This is a genomic window from Pseudoalteromonas distincta, from assembly GCF_005877035.1.
Lineage (GTDB): Bacteria > Pseudomonadota > Gammaproteobacteria > Enterobacterales > Alteromonadaceae > Pseudoalteromonas > Pseudoalteromonas distincta.
Genome location: NZ_CP040558.1, coordinates 3,163,193 through 3,178,496 on the forward strand (window position 1 = coordinate 3,163,193; position 15,304 = coordinate 3,178,496).

A 15,304-nucleotide genomic window follows, 5' to 3' on the forward strand; every position below is an offset into this window, starting at 1 on the left:
AATAGCGCCACAAGGGCGCTATTTTATTCCACTTTAAAGCCGTTAACTTCGCGATCTATAACGCGCTGCGTCAATAATCGACCATAAGTAAATAATAGGCACAAGTACAAAACCTACAAGCACATAAATTAGTGCGTAACTTATTATAATAGCGAGTGCAAAAAATATAGCCGCTAAAATACGCCCTTGCACTAACTGCCCTAAACCAGGAAAAAATATATTACATAATGCTGCGATTACGTTACCGCCAGAACCTTGATCTGCCATACTAACCTCTGTATTTATTTGATTTTATAATTATTTACTTACACACTCTATGCCAATTTATTAAAGCTTACAAATCAAATAGTTAAATTACCCTAGATTTAGAGAGTTAGTAAATTTTGCTAACTTTAGGTCAAATTAGCAATTTTTATTGTGCGTTTACACTTTTTTGTTTGTTCAAAAAATTAGCAAGTTACTCGTTTTTAAGGCTATTTTATAAATAGCTGTTTATAAAAACAGTATTTTATTTAGCCTAACAAAAACACCTGTTATACTGCCCACAATATTGATTAAAAAGGCGTAACGATGGACGTTTCACAATTACTCGATGGCTTAAATGACAAACAACGCGATGCCGTTGCAGCCCCACTACAAAACATGCTGGTATTAGCAGGTGCTGGGTCTGGTAAAACACGAGTGTTAGTTCATCGTATTGCGTGGCTTATGCAAGTTGAGCAAGCATCTGCTTACAGTATTTTTGCCGTAACCTTTACTAATAAAGCGGCTAAAGAAATGCGTAGCCGCGTTGAAGAAACACTAAAAGCCCCTGTAGGTGGTATGTGGATTGGTACGTTCCATGGTTTGTCGCATCGTATTTTACGTGCTCATCACCGTGAAGCTAACTTACCTGAAGCCTTTCAAATTTTAGACTCTGACGATCAACTTCGGATGATCAAGCGCTTATTAAAATCGATGAATATCGATGATAAAAAATGGCCTGCTAAACAATTTGGCTGGTACATTAGCGCCAAAAAAGATGAAGCACTTCGCCCTAAAGATATTCAAGCATACGATATTAACGAGCAAATGATGCTGCGTGTTTACGCCGCCTATCAAGAAGCCTGTGATAGAGCTGGTTTAGTTGATTTTGCCGAAATATTACTACGCAGCTACGAAGTGTTAAAAAATAACCCTACGTTACTACGTCATTACCAGCAACGCTTTGCACATATGCTCGTAGACGAGTTCCAAGATACAAATACCATTCAATATGCTTGGTTAAAGTTACTTGCAGGCGATACTAACAGCATTATGATTGTAGGCGACGATGACCAAAGCATTTACGGTTGGCGTGGTGCTAAAATCGAAAACATTAAACGCTTTTTAACTGACTTTAGCGCTGAAACCATTCGCCTTGAACAAAACTACCGTTCAACCGCGACTATTTTGAAAGCATCTAATGCATTAATTCAAAATAACTCAGAGCGTATGGGTAAAAGCTTGTGGACCGACGGTAACGACGGCGAGCCAATTTCTATTTATGCGGCATTTAATGAGTTAGACGAAGCACGCTTTGTAAGTAGCAAACTACGAAGCTGGTTAAATGCAGGTAATGCCCTACAAGATGCCGCAATTTTATACCGTAGTAACGCGCAATCTCGTGTACTCGAGGAGGCTATGCTGCAAGAAGGCTTAAAATACCGTATTTATGGTGGTATGCGATTCTTCGAACGACAAGAAATTAAAGATGCGTTGTCGTACTTACGCCTAGTAGGTAATCGTCAAGACGATGCCGCGTTTGAGCGTGTAATTAATACGCCAGCACGCGGTATTGGCGATAAAACATTGAGCCATATACGCGATTGTGCACGAGCAGAATCGTTACCGCTTTGGTATGCCGCCAAAGCAATTGTAGAACAACAGCATTTATCTGGTCGCGCTTCTGGTGCAGTAAGTAAGTTTGTAGAACTCGTTGAACAAATAGAAGATAAAATTAGCGACCTAACTTTGCATGAGCAAGCTAAGTACACAATTCAAACCTCAGGCTTGATGGCAATGTACCAAGCCGAAAAAGGTGAAAAAGGTCGTGCTCGCGTAGAAAACTTAGAAGAGCTAATTAGTGCGTGTGATCAGTATGAGCTGCCTGAAGACGAAGAGTACAGCTCACCACTACAAGGCTTTTTAGCGCATACATCACTTGAGTCAGGTGAAGGACAGGCAGAAGAACACGAAGACGCCGTACAAATGATGACGCTTCACTCAGCTAAAGGCTTAGAGTTTCCGCTAGTGTTTATGGTAGGCGTAGAGGAAGGCATGTTCCCTTCTCAGCAAAGCAACGAAGAGTCGGGTCGCTTAGAAGAAGAGCGCCGCCTTTGTTATGTAGGCATGACACGAGCAATGGATAAGTTATACATTAGCCATGCTGAGAGTCGCCGCTTATACGGGCAAGAAAAATACCATAGCCCATCTCGCTTTTTACGCGAAATCCCTGAGGACTGCGTTGAAGAAATTCGTATTAAAACACAGATTTCTCGTCCACCTGCCGCCGGGCGTTTTAGCGCATCAGTTAGCCATGCAGCATTTGAAGACAGTGGCTTTAACTTAGGGCAACGAGTTTTGCATGCTAAGTTTGGTGTTGGTACCGTACTTAATTACGAAGGCAGTGGCGCGCAATCTCGCGTACAAGTTAACTTTGACGACCTTGGTAGCAAATGGTTAGTAACGGCTTATGCACGATTACAAGCGGTATAAAGCACACCTAAATGAGTTAGAGCAACAATTAGCTGGCGCGTATCATCGTCAGCTGGTGCTAATTACTGGCAGCTCAACTTGGTGTTATGAAATACTTAACTCATTAATAGATGAAAACAATACACTTGTTGTATCCAAGCAGTGCGCGATTAAAAATTCGTACTGGCCTACTCGCACACACCAAATTTTAGGGCAAGAATTTGCTCATGCTGTTTACGATGGCTTTAGTGGTTTGCACCCTGATAAACTTGCAGCACTTGCCGGCACCGTTAAAGCAGGCGGTATACTGTTTTTATTACTGCCTGAACTGGATGATTTAGCCTCTTGGCAAGATCCAGCATTGAGTACAGTGCAATCACACGGTCAGAGCATTAACTACAGCATATTTAATCAGCGTTTCGCGACTATTATTAAACCGTTGCCCGCTTTTCACTTTAGTGAAAAAAATGGCTGTATTAGTAATAACGCTAGCTATGTAATGCATAATAAAATTGATTATGAGCCACAGCAAAACTGTATTGAGCAAATAGTAAAAGTAGCTAACGGTCGTGCCAACAGGCCTTTACTCATTAATGCCGATAGAGGCAGAGGTAAGTCGGCAGCACTTGGCTTAGCAACGGCAAAACTAACTGATAAAAAAGTAATTATTTGCAGCACTCAGTTTAAAGCGACCCATAGCAGCTTTAAACATTTAGCCCAAGAGTTAAGCCTTCAATACAACGCTGAACATAAACAGCTCGCCAATTTGCACTACGTTGCACCTGACGCGTTATTAAACACACTACCTGAGTGCGATTTACTACTCGTTGATGAAGCTGCAGCAATTCCTGTTCCGTTATTACTACAAATGCTAGCTCATTACCCTCGTATAGTATTTGCAAGCACTCTGGTTGGGTATGAAGGCAATGGTAGGGGTTATACCATTCGCTTTAGTAACTATATTAAAGCACACTATAAAGCCTCTAAAGTTGTAACACTTGATGAGCCACTGCGCTTTGCTAAACACGATCCTCTTGAGCAACACATTCGCACACTACTAGCACTCGATGCACAATATATAGAGTTAAGTAGTAATGAATTAGAGCAGCCAGTACATAGCGAAATAACTCAGCAATCCCTTGTAAACAATGAGCCTTTACTGCAGCAAGTTATTGCCCTACTTGCACTGGCTCACTATCAAAGTAGTGTCAACGACTTACGCCAACTACTAGACGCACCATCGCAAAGACTATTTATTAGCAAAATTAATAATCAATTAGTTGGCGTATGCTTAATCGCCATAGAAGGTGGTTTGAGTGAAGAACTTGCCCTACAGATTATAAGTGGAGAGCGCCGTCCGCAAGGGCATTTAATGGCGCAAGCACTCTCACAACTTAGCTTTAATAATGACTGTTTAACGCAACTGAGCGCTCGCGTTGTACGAATAGCGATTGATCCGAGTTCCCACAATATAGGACTTGGTAAAAAGCTACTTAGTTTTTGCGAATCGCAGGTAAAAAGCCAATGTAGTTGGCTTGGTGCAAGCTTTGGGGCAACAGCGCAGTTACTTAATTTTTGGCAAAACCGAGGGTTTGATACTGTAAAATTAGGTTATCAACGCGATAAAAGCACCGCTGAACATTCGGCGCTTGTGGTTAAATGCTTAAGTGACAAAAGTACAATTATTCAACCTTTGAAAAAGCAGTTTAAAAACGATTTTTTTTATGGGCTTTTAACACACTTTAAAACACTAGATTGGCAACTCGTGAATATCCTAATTGAAGGATTTCGCGACGAGTTAATAAGCCTAGAGACTCACGAGCGACTAGCGCTGCTCACTAAAAGTAACTTCACTCAATTTAGTATCTCTGCAACTCTTTGGCAGTTACTGAGCCAGTCACCTTCTTGTATATCTCAATTAACAGAGTCGGATAAACAACTTTTAATAAAGTTAGTGCTTCAAAATGAAAGTAATGAAAAAATGATTCAACACTTAGGTTTATTAGGAAAAAAACAGCTTGAGAATCAATTTAAACGTGCCATAAAAAACCTCACAAGTACCATCTAATAGCTTTTAGTTGCCCTATCACTGTTAAATTTTATCCATCTTTAAGCTATTTATTTAATTTGTTCTATCCTTAAAACATTAATAGGTAAATTAAGATAAAGGCATGGAATTAATAAACTTTAAAGTGGGCTGCAAAACAATTTCACTTAAAATACTCGATATTTTATTAACAGAGCGCTTTGACAATAATCTAACAACTTTACCCAACAATAATAAAAGCTTTATTGGTGTTAAAGATTATATGGATATACCAACGCCTGTTTTTGATTTAGGTATTATTTTAAATAATATCTCAACCGAACAAAGTAATGCGCATATACTAAAACAACTAAGAATATGGCAAGAAAAACTATTAAACTGGTTCAATACCCTTCAAAGTAACTTATTAAATAGCTCGGCTTCTATTTCAAGCAATGATGCAGAACTACAAGATTTTATTCTGTTTTACAAAGAGTTCAACACCGATAATGAAGACTTAAAACTAACAATGTCTCGGCTTAACGAACCTTTCCAATCATTGCTAGAAACGGTAAAGGAAGCTATATCAGCTCATAATCAAAGCGATTATAAACAAGTATCAGCTCTGCTCGAAAAAATTAAGCGTAGTAACCTAATTCAGCTAGAGCGTTTATTTGAATCAGCTAAAGAGCAAATAACCTTAGACTATAAACCTATTATTGTTTTCACCACCAAAGACGGCTTAAACCCACATGTAGGGTTATTGGTAGATAAAGTCGAAGATAATATCGACTATAAAAAAGAAGACATTAAACCACTAGATAAGCTCACTGAGGTCGGTTTTGATCTAGACCCACAAACTAAAAATATGATGCGAGGATTAATCAAGCTCCCCCAAAAACACAGTGTATTAATTGATCCAAGCGTAATATTTAAACCAACTCAAATAGAAGAATCCGAAAGTGAAGAAACCCAAGCTTATGGACTATTTTAAATAGCCTTTAAATTTGGTTATTAACTTTAGTACTGGAATAATGAGCTATTCCGCTCAACTCGTACATTTAGATGAATTGGAGAAGAATCGAGTATGTAATGTCCGTTACTTCCCCATATTTCACTTTTCTGCAGACGTAAAAAAGCCCGACTATTTCTAGTCGGGCTCTCTACAATTTGAAGCCTGCGCGCTACGCAATAGGATGTCGTAGTGCCCACAGCGGTGGAGAGCCACATAACAAATGCTACACTCTCTTTGTGTCGGGAATCGTTACGCTCGCCCGAACTACGTTATAGGTGTTGCTGTGAGTGTGTATTAATTGCGCACATTTTACTTTTCAGCAGACGTAAAAAAGCCCGACTATTTCTAGTCGGGCTTTCTACAATTTGAAGCCTGGTAATGTCCTACTTTCACATAGCAAATGCTACACTATCATCGGCGCTGTTTCGTTTCACTACTGAGTTCGGCATGGAGTCAGGTGGGTCCAAAACGCTATTGTCACCAAGCAAATTTGGGCGTTAATACGTATTTCTGCGTATTAACTGAATTTGGAAAATATCTGATAATATTTTTTAAGTTTTTCTAAGTAATATCTACTTTAGTTATATTAACTTCTGTCTAAACTGTCGCATAAAACGCGTTTGGCGTTGTATGGTTAAGCCTCACGGGTAATTAGTACAAGTTAGCTTAATGGCTCACACCACTTCCACATCTTGCCTATCAACGTTGTAGTCTTCAACGGCCCTTCAGAGACTTTAAAAGTCTAGTGAGAACTCATCTCGAGGCCTGCTTCGCGCTTAGATGCTTTCAGCGCTTATCAGTTCCGAACGTAGCTACCGGGCAATGCCATTGGCATGACAACCCGAACACCAGCGGTTCGTTCACTCCGGTCCTCTCGTACTAGGAGCAACCCCTCTCAATTCTCAAACGCCCACGGCAGATAGGGACCGAACTGTCTCACGACGTTCTAAACCCAGCTCGCGTACCACTTTAAATGGCGAACAGCCATACCCTTGGGACCGACTTCAGCCCCAGGATGTGATGAGCCGACATCGAGGTGCCAAACACCGCCGTCGATATGAACTCTTGGGCGGTATCAGCCTGTTATCCCCGGAGTACCTTTTATCCGTTGAGCGATGGCCCTTCCATTCAGAACCACCGGATCACTATGACCTACTTTCGTACCTGCTCGACGTGTCTGTCTCGCAGTTAAGCTGGCTTCTACCATTACACTAACCGTACGATGTCCGACCGTACTTAGCCAACCTTCGTGCTCCTCCGTTACTCTTTAGGAGGAGACCGCCCCAGTCAAACTACCCACCAGGCACTGTCCGTAACCCCGATTCAGGGGCCAACGTTAGAACATCAAAACTACAAGGGTGGTATTTCAAGGTTGACTCCACAACAACTAGCGTCGCTGCTTCAAAGTCTCCCACCTATCCTACACATGTAGGTTCAATGTTCAGTGCCAAGCTGTAGTAAAGGTTCACGGGGTCTTTCCGTCTAGCCGCGGGTACACAGCATCTTCACTGCGATTTCAATTTCACTGAGTCTCGGGTGGAGACAGCGTGGCCATGGTTACACCATTCGTGCAGGTCGGAACTTACCCGACAAGGAATTTCGCTACCTTAGGACCGTTATAGTTACGGCCGCCGTTTACCGGGGCTTCGATCAAGAGCTTCTCCCTAAGGATAACCCCATCAATTAACCTTCCGGCACCGGGCAGGTGTCACACCGTATACGTCATCTTGCGATTTTGCACAGTGCTGTGTTTTTAATAAACAGTCCCAGCCACCTGGTCACTGCGGCTCCCGTCCGCTTAGAGAGCAAGTCTCATCACAGATAGGAGCGTACCTTCTCCCGAAGTTACGGTACGATTTTGCCTAGTTCCTTCACCCGAGTTCTCTCAAGCGCCTTAGTATTCTCTACCTGACCACCTGTGTCGGTTTGGGGTACGATTCCATATAATCTGAAGCTTAGAGGCTTTTCCTGGAAGTATGGCATCAACAACTTCATCACCGTAGTGACTCGTCTCGCGTCTCAGTCTTAACAGCAACCCGGATTTACCTAAGTCGCCAACCTACTCACTTTCACATGGACTACCAACGCCATGCTTGTTTAGCCTGCTCCGTCCCCCCATCGCAATTATATCGAGTACAGAAATATTAATCTGTTTCCCATCGACTACGCCTTTCGGCCTCGCCTTAGGGGTCGACTTACCCTACCCTGATTAACATGGGATAGGAACCCTTGGTCTTCCGGCGTGGGAGTTTTTCACTCCCATTATCGTTACTCATGTCAGCATTCGCACTTCTGATACGTCCAGCATACCTCCCGGTACACCTTCAACCGCTTACAGAACGCTCCCCTACCACTCAGAATAAATTCTGAATCCGCAGCTTCGGTGCATAGTTTAGCCCCGTTACATCTTCCGCGCAGACCGACTCGACCAGTGAGCTATTACGCTTTCTTTAAAGGATGGCTGCTTCTAAGCCAACCTCCTGGCTGTCTGGGCCTTTCCACATCGTTTCCCACTTAACTATGACTTTGGGACCTTAGCTGGCGGTCTGGGTTGTTTCCCTCTTCACGACGGACGTTAGCACCCGCCGTGTGTCTCCCGGATATTACTTTACGGTATTCGGAGTTTGCAAAGGGTTGGTAAGTCGGGATGACCCCCTAGCCTTAACAGTGCTCTACCCCCGTAAGTATTCGTCCGAGGCTCTACCTAAATAGATTTCGGGGAGAACCAGCTATCTCCCGGTTTGATTAGCCTTTCACTCCTAGCCACAGGTCATCCCCTAACTTTTCAACGTTAGTGGGTTCGGTCCTCCAGTTGATGTTACTCAACCTTCAACCTGCCCATGGCTAGATCACCGGGTTTCGGGTCTATACCTTGCAACTAGTCGCCCAGTTAAGACTCGGTTTCCCTACGGCTACCCTATTCGGTTAACCTCGCTACAAAATATAAGTCGCTGACCCATTATACAAAAGGTACGCAGTCACCCAACAAGTAGGCTCCTACTGCTTGTACGTACACGGTTTCAGGTTCTATTTCACTCCCCTCACAGGGGTTCTTTTCGCCTTTCCCTCACGGTACTGGTTCACTATCGGTCAGTTGGGAGTATTTAGCCTTAGATGATGGTCCACCTATATTCAGTCAAAGTTTCACGTGCTCCGACCTACTCGATTTCACTTAAAATGTCTTTTCATGTACGGGACTATCACCCTGTATCGTGGCACTTTCCAGAGCCTTCCATTAACACATAATAAGCTTAAGGGCTGTTCCGATTTCGCTCGCCGCTACTTTCGGAATCTCGGTTGATTTCTTTTCCTACGGGTACTTAGATGTTTCAGTTCTCCGCGTTCGCCTCGTTAACCTATGTATTCAGTTAACGATACCTGCAAGCAGGTGGGTTTCCCCATTCGGAAATCCTAGTCTCAAGCGCTTTTTACTAGCTTGACTAGGCTTATCGCAAGTTAATACGTCCTTCATCGCCTCCAACTGCCAAGGCATCCACCGTGTACGCTTAGTCACTTAACCATACAACCCAAACGGGTCTTTGTTTTGTGACAGTTTAACTTCGCCAGAAGTTAATATTGAATACTAAAGTAGATACCAATCAATCAACTCATAAGAGTTAATTAAATGGCACTGAATGGTACTGCTACCATTCTTTTTTTACTTTTGAAAACTCTTGATAAATAACAATGTTATTCATCAGAATTTTATTATCAGCTTTTCCAAATTTTTAAAGAGCATATTAATTAGTTATCCCGAAGGACACGCACTAATTAACAATCATCTGTGTGGACACTACGAACAAATAAGTTCTAAATCGTATAAGGAGGTGATCCAGCCCCAGGTTCCCCTAGGGCTACCTTGTTACGACTTCACCCCAGTCATGAATCACTCCGTGGTAAACGTCCTCCCGAGGGTTAGACTATCTACTTCTGGAGCAACCCACTCCCATGGTGTGACGGGCGGTGTGTACAAGGCCCGGGAACGTATTCACCGCGTCATTCTGATACGCGATTACTAGCGATTCCGACTTCATGGAGTCGAGTTGCAGACTCCAATCCGGACTACGACGCACTTTAAGTGATTCGCTTACTCTCGCGAGTTCGCAGCACTCTGTATGCGCCATTGTAGCACGTGTGTAGCCCTACACGTAAGGGCCATGATGACTTGACGTCGTCCCCACCTTCCTCCGGTTTATCACCGGCAGTCTCCTTAGAGTTCTCAGCATTACCTGCTAGCAACTAAGGATAGGGGTTGCGCTCGTTGCGGGACTTAACCCAACATCTCACAACACGAGCTGACGACAGCCATGCAGCACCTGTATCAGAGTTCCCGAAGGCACCAAACTATCTCTAGTAAGTTCTCTGTATGTCAAGTGTAGGTAAGGTTCTTCGCGTTGCATCGAATTAAACCACATGCTCCACCGCTTGTGCGGGCCCCCGTCAATTCATTTGAGTTTTAACCTTGCGGCCGTACTCCCCAGGCGGTCTACTTAATGCGTTAGCTTTGAAAAACAGAACCGAGGCTCCGAGCTTCTAGTAGACATCGTTTACGGCGTGGACTACCGGGGTATCTAATCCCGTTTGCTCCCCACGCTTTCGTACATGAGCGTCAGTGTTGACCCAGGTGGCTGCCTTCGCCATCGGTATTCCTTCAGATCTCTACGCATTTCACCGCTACACCTGAAATTCTACCACCCTCTATCACACTCTAGTTTGCCAGTTCGAAATGCAGTTCCCAGGTTGAGCCCGGGGCTTTCACATCTCGCTTAACAAACCGCCTGCGTACGCTTTACGCCCAGTAATTCCGATTAACGCTCGCACCCTCCGTATTACCGCGGCTGCTGGCACGGAGTTAGCCGGTGCTTCTTCTGTCAGTAACGTCACAGCTAGCAGGTATTAACTACTAACCTTTCCTCCTGACTGAAAGTGCTTTACAACCCGAAGGCCTTCTTCACACACGCGGCATGGCTGCATCAGGCTTGCGCCCATTGTGCAATATTCCCCACTGCTGCCTCCCGTAGGAGTCTGGGCCGTGTCTCAGTCCCAGTGTGGCTGATCATCCTCTCAAACCAGCTAGGGATCGTCGCCTTGGTGAGCCATTACCTCACCAACTAGCTAATCCCACTTGGGCCAATCTAAAGGCGAGAGCCGAAGCCCCCTTTGGTCCGTAGACATTATGCGGTATTAGCAGTCGTTTCCAACTGTTGTCCCCCACCTCAAGGCATGTTCCCAAGCATTACTCACCCGTCCGCCGCTCGTCAGCAAAGTAGCAAGCTACTTTCTGTTACCGCTCGACTTGCATGTGTTAGGCCTGCCGCCAGCGTTCAATCTGAGCCATGATCAAACTCTTCAATTAAAAAGTTTTATGTCTTTCGACAGCTCAATGAATTCTGAATTTTTTAATATCTTTCGATATTGAATTGACTGTGCCGAATAATTACCGAAATAACTATTCTGTTGGTCACTCAGTTTTCAATTGAGACTCTAATTTGTTTGCCTCGCTACCTAAGTAGCTTGGCTGTTAGAACTCAATCTGTACGAGTGCCCACACAGATGATTGCTTTATATTGTTAAAGAACGTTGCGATTATAAAGTTGAACTTTATCTCGCTAGGGCTGCGCATATTACGCTTTCCTATTTTTTTGTCAACACTTAAATTTAAACTTTCTAAAAAGATTCAATCTAAGTTTTACTTAACACCCTGAGTTGTTCGTGCCTCGCTGTGCGTTGGCGTTTCCCGTCTCAGTGGGGTCGCATTATAGGGAGATCCAAAAACAGATCAACCCTTTTTTGAAGAAAACTTGAAATAATGTGCTGTTCGCTGAGTATTTGAGCTAAACGCTCAAAAACACAACTAAACCACCTGTATTGAGAGGTTTATAGAGCTATTTAAAGTCAAAGTTATGATAACTAGTGATCAGTAGGGACATATTTGGATCATCAATGCTGAAAAAGCCAACCAATAAGTTAAGAGTCGTGTTACTAAAATCATTTGAAATAGTCAAAAGCTGAGATTTAAATTCATTGGGCTATATTTTTATTTGAGAAGTGAGTTTATTAAGGCCCCAATGGTTAGCTTTACTATGAGGTTCTTAGTACCGGTATATAGATAAGAGAGCGACCCTTATCTTCTGATCAGCTCTAATCAATAAAAACTTCGTTAGGGATTGCTTAATGGCAGTTAAATTCGAAGTGCTATTATTAATAACTGTAAATCACTATATAAAGTGAAAATGCTCTTTAACTAAAACCGGATAGGCTATTTTGGATCGATGGTAAGTAAAGGGTAACTAGGCAGAGCTATTAAAATAACTGTAAAAACAACCTATCGATTCAGAATCTATGAGTCGATGCACATAATAGAAGGTAATTACTGGTTCATATAGTTTGACAAATTTTAGGCAAGAAAAAGCCGAGCATAAGCTCGGCTTTTAGGTTTCTTTAAGACTTACTCTGCAGACTGTGCGTCTTCTTGAACTGCTTCGCTAGTCGCTGGGCGACCAACTAGTTCAATATAAGCCATTGGTGCATTATCACCAGTACGGAAGCCACACTTAAGAATACGAGTGTAACCACCTGGACGATCCGCGTTACGTGGACCGATTTCACTGAATAATTTACCAACAACTTCATTATCACGCGTGCGAGCAAACGCTAAACGGCGATTTGCTACACTGTCAGTCTTAGCCAGTGTGATTAAAGGTTCAATTACACGACGTAACTCTTTCGCTTTTGGCAAAGTAGTTTTGATGATTTCATGTTTCACCAAAGAACCTGCCATATTGCTAAACATCGCTTTACGATGGCTACTGTTACGGTTTAATTGACGACCACTCTTACGATGGCGCATGACCCTATCCTTCTAACTAAACTAATATAGTGATTTAGATTATTCAGCTAAGCTTGCAGGTGGCCAATTTTCTAGGCGCATGCCTAGAGAAAGTCCACGTGAAGCTAGCACGTCTTTAATTTCAGTTAGAGACTTCTTACCTAAATTAGGCGTTTTAAGAAGCTCAACTTCAGTGCGCTGAACTAAATCACCGATATATTGAATTTGCTCGGCTTTCAAACAATTTGCTGAGCGTACTGTTAATTCAAGATCATCAACTGGACGAAGTAGAATAGGATCGAATTCTGGCTTCTCTTCTTTCTCTTCTGGCTCAGTTACATCACGTAAATCTACGAATGCATCTAATTGCTCAGCTAAGATAGTAGACGCACGGCGGATCGCTTCTTCTGGATCTAAAGTGCCGTTTGTTTCCATATCAATGATTAACTTGTCTAAATCTGTACGTTGCTCAACTCGAGCTGATTCAACCGAGTACGCAATACGTTCAACTGGGCTAAATGATGCATCAAGCAACAATCTACCAATTGGACGCTCATCGTCATCAGAGGATAAACGACTAGATGCCGGCACATAACCACGACCACGTTCAACACGAATACGCATGCTGATCTCGCTGTTATTTGTAGTTAAATTACAAATAACGTGATCTGGATTAGCAATTGTTACATCGCCATCGTGCTGAATATCAGCCGCAGTAACAGGGCCTACACCAGATTTAGTCAGGGTCAGAAAAACTTCATCTTTGCCTTCTAACGTTACTGCTAAACCTTTAAGGTTTAATAGTATTTCAATGATGTCTTCTTGAACGCCTTCTTTCGCGCTGTACTCATGTAATACACCGTCGATTTCAACTTCAGTTACTGCACATCCAGGCATAGATGAAAGTAATATACGGCGTAAAGCATTACCCAGAGTATGGCCAAAGCCACGCTCTAATGGTTCTAAAACTATTTTAGAACGCGTTGGGTTGATAGCGTCGATGTCGACTAACCTTGGTTTTAGAAATTCTGTAACAGAACCCTGCATTTTATCCTCTCTTAACTCTTAACTTTACTTAGAGTAAAGTTCGACGATTAGTTGTTCATTAATGTCCGCAGACAGGTCTGAACGCTCAGGTAGACGCTTAAAGCTGCCTTCCAATTTCTTACCGTCAACTTCAACCCAAGTCGGCTTTTCACGTTGCTCAGCCAACTCTAGAGCAGCGATGATACGTGCTTGCGTCTTAGACTTCTCACGGATTACAACAGTATCTTCTGGAGTAATTACGTATGAAGGAATGTTCACAACACGACCATTAACTAAAATCGCTTTATGGCTTACTAACTGACGTGCTTCTGCACGTGTGCTAGCAAAACCCATGCGATATACAACATTGTCTAAACGTTGCTCTAAAAGCTGTAACAAGTTTTCACCTGTGTTGCCTTTAAGGCGAGCAGCTTCTTTGTAGTAGTTACGGAATTGCTTTTCTAATACACCGTAGATACGACGTACTTTTTGCTTTTCACGTAATTGTAAACCGTAATCAGATAAGCGACCTTTACGAGCGCCGTGCTGACCAGGTGCAGTCTCAAGTTTACACTTAGAGTCGATAGCTCTTACGCCGCTCTTAAGGAACAGGTCAGTACCTTCACGACGACTCAGCTTGAGCTTAGGGCCCAAATATCTTGCCATGTTATTTCTCCTAACCTATTGTTAAACGCGACGTTTCTTCGGTGGACGACAACCATTATGTGGTATTGGCGTCACGTCAGTAATGTTGGTAATACGGTAACCAGCAGCATTCAAAGCACGTACAGCAGATTCACGACCTGGACCTGGACCTTTAATGAAAACTTCTAGATTTTTTAAACCGTATTCTTGAGCAGCAGTACCTGCACGCTCTGCAGCAACCTGAGCAGCAAATGGTGTAGATTTACGTGAACCACGGAAACCTGAACCACCGGCAGTAGCCCATGATAGTGCATTACCTTGACGGTCGGTAATCGTTACAATAGTGTTGTTGAAAGACGCATGAACATGAGCCATACCATCAGCAACTTGTTTTTTAACCTTTTTACGACGAATTGGTGTCTTAGCCATAATACTATCCCCTTATCGCTTAATAGGCTTACGAGGACCCTTACGGGTGCGCGCGTTAGTCTTAGTTCTTTGACCACGTAGTGGTAAAGAGCGACGGTGACGTAGGCCACGATAACAACCAAGGTCCATTAGGCGCTTGATATTTAAAGTAACTTCACGACGAAGATCACCTTCAACAGTGTACTTGCCAACTGCATCACGCAGTACGTCAAGAATTTCGTCTGAAAGTTCACCGATTTTTGTGGTTTCGGCGATACCAGTCGCTTCTAAGATAGCCTTAGAGCGAGTCTTACCTATGCCATAAATAGCTGTTAAACCAATAACTGCATGTTTATGATCAGGGACGTTAATGCCAGCAATACGGGCCACTAACACATCTCCTATATTCGAATTTGGTAATCAAAAGTTTGAAAAGCCCGTAAGGATACTCAAACGAAGACCAAATCACTACTAAAAACACAGGCCGAGAAAACTCAGCCTGCACGACTGTTTACTTAGCCTTGCCTTTGCTTATGCTTAGGCTCACTGCAAATTACGCGTACTACACCAGCACGTTTAATAACTTTACAGTTACGGCATATTTTCTTAACGGAAGCACGTACTTTCATTGCTCAACTCC

General features: G+C 43.0%; 10 protein-coding genes and 3 rRNA genes. 3 read left to right on the forward strand and 10 right to left on the reverse strand.

All coding sequences use genetic code 11. The features are described 5' to 3' along the window. Positions 1-42: 42 nt before the first annotated feature. Positions 43-267: a hypothetical protein gene (locus FFU37_RS14185; RefSeq protein WP_002963009.1), complete on the reverse strand. Its 225-nt coding sequence runs from the start codon at positions 265-267 to the stop codon at positions 43-45. A gap of 303 nt (positions 268-570) precedes the next feature. Here FFU37_RS14185 and uvrD point away from each other — a divergent pair, with 303 nt between their 5' ends. The 3 genes from uvrD to FFU37_RS14200 all read left to right on the forward strand — a co-directional run bounded on the left by uvrD (position 571) and on the right by FFU37_RS14200 (position 5,735). Further along, positions 571-2,736: a DNA helicase II gene (gene uvrD, locus FFU37_RS14190; protein WP_138489758.1), complete on the forward strand. Its 2,166-nt coding sequence runs from the start codon at positions 571-573 to the stop codon at positions 2,734-2,736. Continuing rightward, the gene (locus FFU37_RS14195; protein WP_138489759.1) at positions 2,714-4,783 is read left to right on the forward strand and encodes a tRNA(Met) cytidine acetyltransferase TmcA domain-containing protein; all 2,070 of its coding nucleotides are present in this window, start codon (positions 2,714-2,716) and stop codon (positions 4,781-4,783) included. The genes uvrD and FFU37_RS14195 overlap by 23 nt, the downstream gene beginning before the upstream one ends. 103 nt (positions 4,784-4,886) lie before the next feature. Next, entirely contained in the window at positions 4,887-5,735 is an 849-nt protein-coding gene (locus tag FFU37_RS14200) for a hypothetical protein (RefSeq protein WP_039488976.1), read from the forward strand. A 391-nt stretch (positions 5,736-6,126) separates the two neighbouring features. Here FFU37_RS14200 and rrf read toward each other — a convergent pair. The 9 genes from rrf to rpmJ form a co-directional block, all read right to left on the reverse strand. Next, positions 6,127-6,241: ribosomal RNA gene (rrf, locus tag FFU37_RS14205) — 5S ribosomal RNA — on the reverse strand. A 145-nt stretch (positions 6,242-6,386) separates the two neighbouring features. Next, positions 6,387-9,276: ribosomal RNA gene (locus FFU37_RS14210) — 23S ribosomal RNA — on the reverse strand. A 300-nt stretch (positions 9,277-9,576) separates the two neighbouring features. Next, a 16S ribosomal RNA gene (locus tag FFU37_RS14215) occupies positions 9,577-11,112 on the reverse strand. Together the 16S, 23S and 5S rRNA genes form the textbook arrangement of a ribosomal RNA operon. A gap of 1,092 nt (positions 11,113-12,204) precedes the next feature. Next, the gene (gene rplQ / locus FFU37_RS14220; RefSeq protein ID WP_002959450.1) at positions 12,205-12,606 is read right to left on the reverse strand and encodes a 50S ribosomal protein L17; all 402 of its coding nucleotides are present in this window, start codon (positions 12,604-12,606) and stop codon (positions 12,205-12,207) included. Between the two features lie 39 nt (positions 12,607-12,645). Further along, positions 12,646-13,632: a DNA-directed RNA polymerase subunit alpha gene (locus tag FFU37_RS14225; protein ID WP_002959452.1), complete on the reverse strand. Its 987-nt coding sequence runs from the start codon at positions 13,630-13,632 to the stop codon at positions 12,646-12,648. Between the two features lie 24 nt (positions 13,633-13,656). Next, on the reverse strand, positions 13,657-14,277 hold the full coding sequence (gene rpsD / locus FFU37_RS14230; RefSeq protein ID WP_002959461.1) for a 30S ribosomal protein S4: 621 nt from the start codon (positions 14,275-14,277) through the stop codon (positions 13,657-13,659). Positions 14,278-14,298: 21 nt separating this feature from the next. Continuing rightward, positions 14,299-14,685, reverse strand: a complete 387-nt coding sequence (gene rpsK, locus FFU37_RS14235; protein WP_002959471.1) for a 30S ribosomal protein S11 — start codon at positions 14,683-14,685, stop codon at positions 14,299-14,301. A gap of 12 nt (positions 14,686-14,697) precedes the next feature. Continuing rightward, on the reverse strand, positions 14,698-15,054 hold the full coding sequence (gene rpsM, locus FFU37_RS14240) for a 30S ribosomal protein S13 (RefSeq protein ID WP_002959473.1): 357 nt from the start codon (positions 15,052-15,054) through the stop codon (positions 14,698-14,700). A gap of 125 nt (positions 15,055-15,179) precedes the next feature. Further along, complete coding sequence (gene rpmJ, locus FFU37_RS14245) at positions 15,180-15,293, reverse strand: 50S ribosomal protein L36 (RefSeq protein ID WP_002959476.1); 114 nt, start codon at positions 15,291-15,293, stop codon at positions 15,180-15,182. Positions 15,294-15,304 lie beyond the last annotated feature (11 nt).

Coding starts and splice junctions, on each gene's coding strand:
- FFU37_RS14185 (WP_002963009.1), bottom strand. CDS start 267: ATGGCAGATCAAGGTTCTGGCGGTAACGTAATCGCAGCATTATGTAAT.
- uvrD (WP_138489758.1), top strand. CDS start 571: ATGGACGTTTCACAATTACTCGATGGCTTAAATGACAAACAACGCGAT.
- FFU37_RS14195 (WP_138489759.1), top strand. CDS start 2,714: ATGCACGATTACAAGCGGTATAAAGCACACCTAAATGAGTTAGAGCAA.
- FFU37_RS14200 (WP_039488976.1), top strand. CDS start 4,887: ATGGAATTAATAAACTTTAAAGTGGGCTGCAAAACAATTTCACTTAAA.
- rplQ (WP_002959450.1), bottom strand. CDS start 12,606: ATGCGCCATCGTAAGAGTGGTCGTCAATTAAACCGTAACAGTAGCCAT.
- FFU37_RS14225 (WP_002959452.1), bottom strand. CDS start 13,632: ATGCAGGGTTCTGTTACAGAATTTCTAAAACCAAGGTTAGTCGACATC.
- rpsD (WP_002959461.1), bottom strand. CDS start 14,277: ATGGCAAGATATTTGGGCCCTAAGCTCAAGCTGAGTCGTCGTGAAGGT.
- rpsK (WP_002959471.1), bottom strand. CDS start 14,685: ATGGCTAAGACACCAATTCGTCGTAAAAAGGTTAAAAAACAAGTTGCT.
- rpmJ (WP_002959476.1), bottom strand. CDS start 15,293: ATGAAAGTACGTGCTTCCGTTAAGAAAATATGCCGTAACTGTAAAGTT.